At 34.2% G+C, this 6,699-nt stretch carries 6 protein-coding genes; all 6 read left to right on the forward strand.

The features are described from left to right. Positions 1-186 precede the first annotated feature (186 nt). The 6 genes from hfq (at position 187) to purT (ending at position 6,507) form a co-directional block, all read left to right on the forward strand. Positions 187-435: an RNA chaperone Hfq gene (hfq, locus tag GQ594_RS10870; protein WP_160401395.1), complete on the forward strand. Its 249-nt coding sequence runs from the start codon at positions 187-189 to the stop codon at positions 433-435. A gap of 20 nt (positions 436-455) precedes the next feature. Beyond that, a complete protein-coding gene (gene hflX, locus GQ594_RS10875; RefSeq protein WP_160412807.1) occupies positions 456-1,751 on the forward strand; it encodes a ribosome rescue GTPase HflX in 1,296 nt (431 codons plus the stop codon). 22 nt (positions 1,752-1,773) lie between these two features. After that, a complete protein-coding gene (hflK, locus tag GQ594_RS10880) occupies positions 1,774-2,994 on the forward strand; it encodes an FtsH protease activity modulator HflK (protein ID WP_160412809.1) in 1,221 nt (406 codons plus the stop codon). Positions 2,995-3,004: 10 nt separating this feature from the next. Then, positions 3,005-3,934: a protease modulator HflC gene (gene hflC / locus GQ594_RS10885; RefSeq protein ID WP_160412812.1), complete on the forward strand. Its 930-nt coding sequence runs from the start codon at positions 3,005-3,007 to the stop codon at positions 3,932-3,934. A gap of 15 nt (positions 3,935-3,949) precedes the next feature. After that, on the forward strand, positions 3,950-5,248 hold the full coding sequence (locus tag GQ594_RS10890) for an adenylosuccinate synthase (protein WP_160401399.1): 1,299 nt from the start codon (positions 3,950-3,952) through the stop codon (positions 5,246-5,248). A gap of 77 nt (positions 5,249-5,325) precedes the next feature. Next, positions 5,326-6,507, forward strand: a complete 1,182-nt coding sequence (purT, locus tag GQ594_RS10895; protein WP_160412814.1) for a formate-dependent phosphoribosylglycinamide formyltransferase — start codon at positions 5,326-5,328, stop codon at positions 6,505-6,507. Positions 6,508-6,699: the final 192 nt, after the last annotated feature.

Here is a 6,699-nt window from a genome sequence, read left to right on the forward strand (position 1 = left end):
TTTTGTAAATTTATTAAAATTTTAGTTATTTTTGCATAAATTTAAACTGACTGGTTTAATAGCTGGGTTTTTTGTGTTATTTTGGTACACGTTAAACAAGTATCTTATATTTAAAATTAAATAGATATTTATTTTTTATTACAGTTATTTTACCATCACATTATTATCATTTTAAAGGATAAACTCATGTCAAAAGGGCAGTCATTACAAGATCCTTATTTAAATTTGCTTCGTCGAGAGCATATTCCAGTGTCAATTTATTTAGTTAATGGTATTAAGCTGCAAGGACAAATTGAATCATTTGATCAGTTTGTTATTTTGTTAAAAAATACTGTCAGCCAAATGGTATATAAACACGCTATTTCAACAGTTGTCCCATCTAGACCTATTTCTGGACTATTAGTGTCTCAATCTGAAGAGGAAGATGAAAGCTAATATTTTAGTGGAGAATTTACTTGTTTGAACGATATAAAGGTGGTGAAACTGCCTTATTAGTCCATGTATTCTTCCCCCAAGAAAGCGATATCGAGGATCTTAAAGAGTTTGAAGTTTTAGTTTCTTCTGCTCAAATAGATATTCTCGATATTGTGACAACTTCAAGAAAAGCGCCTCAGACCAAATATTTTATTGGTGAAGGTAAAGCGCAAGAGGTAGCAGAAAAGGTTAAGCAACTTGATGCTTCTGTTATTTTAGTCAACCATACTTTAACTCCCTCCCAAGAACGTAACTTAGAACAATTGTGTAAATGCCGTGTTGTTGATAGAACAGGCTTAATTCTTGATATTTTTGCGCAACGCGCCAGAACTCATGAAGGTAAATTGCAAGTTGAATTAGCGCAATTACAGCATCTTTCTACCCGTTTAGTTCGGGGTTGGACACATTTAGAACGACAAAAAGGTGGGATTGGTTTACGTGGGCCCGGTGAAACTCAATTAGAAACAGATAGAAGGTTGATTCGTCATCGTATTCAGTTAATTTTATCAAGACTTGCTAAAGTTGAAAAACAGCGTAATCAAAATCGTCAATCAAGAAATAAAGCTGATTTATCAACAGTATCTTTAGTTGGATATACTAATGCTGGTAAATCAACACTATTTAATGCATTAACAAATGCAGATGTGTATGCTGCTAATCAGCTATTTGCTACACTTGATCCAACGCTACGAAGAGTTATTGTTGATGATGTTGGTGAAGTTGTTTTAGCTGATACTGTTGGTTTTATTCGCCATTTACCTCATGATCTTATTGCGGCTTTTAAAGCAACATTACTTGAAACGCAAGAAGCAACATTGTTACTACATGTCATTGACGCAGCAGATCCTAATTTATTGGATAATATGCATGCCGTTGATGAAGTGTTGCTTGAAATCGATGCTCACGAAATTCCAACATTACTTGTTATGAATAAAATTGATTTAATAGAAGGTAAACAACCAAGTATTGATCGAGATGAACATGGTATGCCAATTCGAGTTTGGATTTCAGCGCAAAATGGTTTAGGATTAGATCTTTTATTTATTGCATTAAAAGAAAGGCTTTCTAAACAAATTCAAGTTTGTCAATTAAGCTTACCAACTCATTTGGCAAGGCTTAGAAGTCGTTTTTATCAGCTAAATGCGGTAGAACATGAATTTATTAATGATGATGGTAGTTTTCATTTAGATGTGAGAATGCCTTTAATTGAATGGAATCGTCTCTGTAAACAAGAGCCAGATCTGTTATACTTAATCGATAAACAAAATAGCAACTAATTGTTAAATGGAGCATATAAATATGGCGTGGAATCAGCCCGGTAATAACGGACAAGATAACGATCCATGGGGTAATAATAATAACAAAAAACCAACTAATAATTCGTCTACTGGTTTATTTGATAACGTTAAGAAATTATTTAAAAAAGGTAATTTTGGTAATAATAGAGGTGGCTCTGGGATTAAATTACCGATGAATACTACTAGAATTATTGTATCTGTAGTTGTTTTACTGGTTATTATTTGGGGTATGAGCGGTTTTTATGTTATCAATCAAAATGAACGTGGTGTGGTTACTCGCTTTGGTAAAGTTCAACCCGAAATTATTCAGCCTGGATTAAATTGGAATCTACCTTTAGTTGATAAAGTGTATAAAGTTGATACACAAAGTACGCATAATTTTAATCTAGACGGTTTTATGATAACAACCGGTGATGATTTGGGTTTTGTTGGTATGAAGGTAGAATATAGCGTTGTCGATCCTATTAAATATTTATTTAATGTCACTAATGTTAAAGATAGCCTACAACAAGCAGCGGATAGTGCTTTGCATACTGAATTTGATAGATCTGGTGTGAATAGTGACCTTACAGATGGTAGTTCTGAACTAGTAAATCGTATAAAAGATGAGTTAACTAATATTATCAGTAATTATAATATGGGAATTGGTATAGTAGATATTAATTTTCAAACAGTTAGTCCTTCTAAAGAAGTACAAGAAGCTTTTAGTAATGTTATGAAAGCTCAGAAAGATAAAAAAAATGAAATAAATGAAGCTATAAATAAAAAGAATAAACAAATTGAAGAAGCAAAAACTCAATCTGCTGTTATGCTAGCTAATGCAAATGCATATAAAGTAAAAGTGGAACTTGAAGCTGCTGGTGATGTGGCTCGTTTTGAAAAAATCTTACCACAATATAAAGTGGCACCAGAACTTACAAAAGAACATTTATATATTGAAACGATGGAAAGGATATTAGCCAAAACTAGCAAAATTATAGTTAATGATAAAAGTGGAAATTTAATGGTTCTACCATTAGAACAACTGTTAAAAAATAAAAATGAAAAAAATTCTAATTTAGGGGCTTTACCAAACCAAAATAGTAAAGATACATCGAGTTCTTCTGAAGCGGTAAAAGATCAGTCTCAGACAACAGTGGAATCACCTAAAGAGGTTAAAAACAGCACGAATAACTCTAATGTCGGCAATACTGCGCGGACTCCACGGTTTTTAGGGAAATGAGGAGATAAATATGCGCAAATTATTGATTCCTATAATATTGATTTTAGTTGGTTTGTTTTTTTCCAGTGCTTATGTTGTCGAAGAAGGAACTCGTGGTGTTGTTTTACGATTTAATAAAATTATAAAATTATCTGATCCTGGATTGCATTTTAAAATTCCGGGAATGGATAAGGTTAAAGTTATTGATGCTAAGATCCGAACTATTAATAATTCAAATAACGCGGCTCTGGATCAAAAATTCATAACTCGTGAAAATAAAGATTTAGTTGTTAATTATTTTGTACAATGGAGAGTTGTTGATTTTAATCGATACTACGAAGCTATTACTACAGGAAATAATAGTGTTGAAAATTTATTGTTTGCTCAAGTAAATAGTTGTTTAAAGACTGAAATTGGCAAACTAGATACTATTGATATTCTTAATGGTTCTCATACTTCTATTTTGGCGAGTATTAAAAATGCATTAAACGCTCCCACTCAGGAAACTGTTGAAAATAAATCAGCAGAAAATATTGTTAATGAGGCTGAAAAAGATTCTGAAAGTAATAAAATAAGTATAAAATCTTTTGGTATTGAAATTGTTGATATTCGTATAAAAAAAATTGATTTTCCTCAAGAAGTGTCTAAACCTATTTATGAAAAAATGAAAGAAAATCAATACGATCAAGGTGTTAATAGAGCGAATGAAATACAAGCAGAGGCGACACTGGAAGTCACAAAAATATTATCTGAAGCTGAACGGCAATCTCAAGCTATTCGTGGAGAAGGAGATGCTAATGCGGCTAAAATTTATGCTGATGCTTTTAGTAATGATGTAGAATTTTTTAGTTTTATCCGTAGTTTGAAAGCTTATGAACAAAGCTTTACTGGTAATGATGTCATGGTTATTAGCCCTGACAGTGAGTTTTTGCAATATATGAAATTAAAATCTAATAATTAAATGAGTAAATAATCTATGAGTAATAATGTTGTTGTGTTAGGTACACAATGGGGTGATGAAGGCAAAGGTAAAGTTGTTGATTTACTCACAGAAAAAGCAAAGTATGTTGTTCGTTATCAAGGTGGGCACAATGCTGGTCACACATTAGTGATTAATGGTGAAAAAACAGTATTACATTTAATTCCATCAGGAATTTTACGTAATGATGTAATAAGCATTATTGCAAATGGTGTTGTGCTATGCCCTGATGCTTTGATGAAAGAAATGAAAGAGTTAGAAAATAGCGGCATTCCTGTTAAAGAAAGGCTTCTTATTTCTGAATCATGTCCTTTAATTTTGCCTTATCATATTGCGTTAGATCAAGCTCGTGAAAAAGCGCGTGGCAGTAAAGCTATTGGAACAACTGGGCGTGGTATTGGGCCTGCTTATGAAGATAAAGTTGCTCGTCGTGGACTCCGTGTTGGTGATTTACGCGATCGCCAAGCTTTTGCTGAAAAACTAAAAGAAGTGATGGAGTATCATAATTTTCAATTAGTTAATTATTATAAAGCAGAAGCTGTAGACTATCAGAAAGTTTTAGATGATACATTAGCAATTGCCGATATTCTGATCTCAATGATTGCTGATGTGCCTGCTTTATTGGAAGATGCCCGTAAAAAAGGCGAAAAGATCATGTTTGAAGGTGCACAAGGTACATTACTTGATATTGATCATGGCACTTATCCTTTTGTTACTTCTTCTAATACTACAGCTGGTGGCGTTGCGACAGGTTCTGGTTTTGGTCCTCGCTATGTTGGTTATGTACTTGGTATTGTTAAGGCTTACTCTACACGTGTTGGTGCTGGCCCATTCCCAACAGAGTTATTTGATGATGTGGGTGAATACCTTTGTAAGCAAGGTAATGAATTTGGTGCAACGACAGGTCGCCGTCGTCGTACAGGGTGGCTTGATGCAGTTGCTGTTCGTAAAGCAGTACAACTCAATTCTGTTTCTGGATTTTGTTTAACTAAACTTGATGTATTAGATGGGCTTAAGGAAGTAAAAATCTGCGTTGGTTATCAATTACCAGACGGTAATGTGATAAAAAATGCACCAGCAGCAGCTGAAGAGTGGAGTTTAGTCAAACCTGTTTATGAATCAATGCCTGGTTGGAGTGAGTCAACTTTTGGTGTTAAGCGTTATGATGCCTTGCCACAAGCAGCAAAAGATTATATTAAACGAATTGAGGAGTTGACTGAAACGCCAATTGATATAATCTCAACAGGTCCAGATCGTAGTGAAACAATGATTTTGCGCGATCCTTATGAAGCATAACTTAGTTTATTAAAAATCGGGACTATATCCCGATTTTTTATTTTGGAATATATTAGTTAATAAACATAAAGGTAATTATGACAAGATTAGGTACTCCGTTATCACCGGCTTCAACTAAAGTATTACTATGTGGTGCAGGCGAACTAGCTAAAGAAGTTGTTATTGAGTTACAGCGATTGGGGTGTGAAGTGATTGCGGTGGATCGTTATCCAGATGCACCGGCAATGCAAGTCGCTCATCGTTACCATATTGTTAATATGTTAGATGGTGATGCTTTAAAAAAAATCATTGAAATAGAAAAACCAGATTATATTGTTCCTGAAATAGAAGCAATTGCAACCAATACATTAATTGAATTGGAAAAAGATGGTTTTACTGTTATTCCTACTGCAAAAGCCACACAATTGACTATGAATCGGGAAGGTATTCGTCGATTTGCTGCCGAAGAATTAAACTTACCAACATCCTCCTATCGGTTTGCATCAAATGAAGAAGAGTATAAAGCAGCGGTTAAGGAACTTGGTTTTCCTTGTTTGGTTAAACCAGTTATGAGTTCTTCAGGTAAAGGGCAATCTTTATTAAAAAGTGAAGCAGATATTGAATCTTCATGGAAATATGCGCAAGAAGGTGGGCGAGCGGGCGGTGGAAAAGTTGTCATTGAAGGCTTTATTGATTTTGATTATGAGGTGACATTGTTAACCGTTAGGCATATTCATGGGGTTTCATTTTGTGAACCTATCGGACATCGTCAAGAAAAAGGTGATTACCGAGAATCTTGGCAACCACAGCAAATGTCCAACAAGGCATTAAACTTAGCAAAAGACATTGCAACTAAAATAACTGATGCTTTAGGTGGGCGTGGTTTGTTTGGTGTGGAATTATTTGTTAAAGGTGATCAAGTTTGGTTTAACGAAGTTTCTCCTCGTCCTCATGATACAGGTATGGTTACACTTATTTCACAAAATTTATCTGAATTTGCATTACATGCTAGAGCAATATTAGGACTACCTATTCCTATTATTGAACAATATGGAGCAAGCGCTTCAGCCGTTTTAATGGTAGAGGGGAATTCAAAACAAGTTTCTTTTGCTAATTTAGATAAAGCATTAAGTGAGCCACAAACAGATTTGCGTCTATTTGGCAAACCAGAAGTAAAAGGAATAAGAAGAATGGGCGTTGCACTAGCTAAAGCGGTAACGCCCAAAGAAGCGATTAATAAGGCTATTAATGTAGTAAAACAAATAAAAATAACCTTATAAAAGTGTGTTTTGTGCAAAAAAAAACCACTTAATTCAAAAAAAACAAATTTTTTAAAATAGGGGTTGACGTCTAGGAGTGAAGTGAGTAATATACGCAACCCTTGAGGCAGCGAAGTAAAACAACGAAATGTTGAGTTAATTAAACGCTGTTAGCTCTTTAAAAAGAAGAAACAGACAATCTGTGTGGGCACT

Source organism: Gilliamella sp. Pra-s52 (assembly GCF_009795805.1).
Lineage (GTDB): Bacteria > Pseudomonadota > Gammaproteobacteria > Enterobacterales > Orbaceae > Gilliamella.

Excerpts from the sequence above, each read along its gene's own strand:
- hfq (WP_160401395.1), top strand. The coding sequence starts at position 187 with ATGTCAAAAGGGCAGTCATTACAAGATCCTTATTTAAATTTGCTTCGT.
- hflK (WP_160412809.1), top strand. The coding sequence starts at position 1,774 with ATGGCGTGGAATCAGCCCGGTAATAACGGACAAGATAACGATCCATGG.
- hflC (WP_160412812.1), top strand. The coding sequence starts at position 3,005 with ATGCGCAAATTATTGATTCCTATAATATTGATTTTAGTTGGTTTGTTT.
- GQ594_RS10890 (WP_160401399.1), top strand. The coding sequence starts at position 3,950 with ATGAGTAATAATGTTGTTGTGTTAGGTACACAATGGGGTGATGAAGGC.
- purT (WP_160412814.1), top strand. The coding sequence starts at position 5,326 with ATGACAAGATTAGGTACTCCGTTATCACCGGCTTCAACTAAAGTATTA.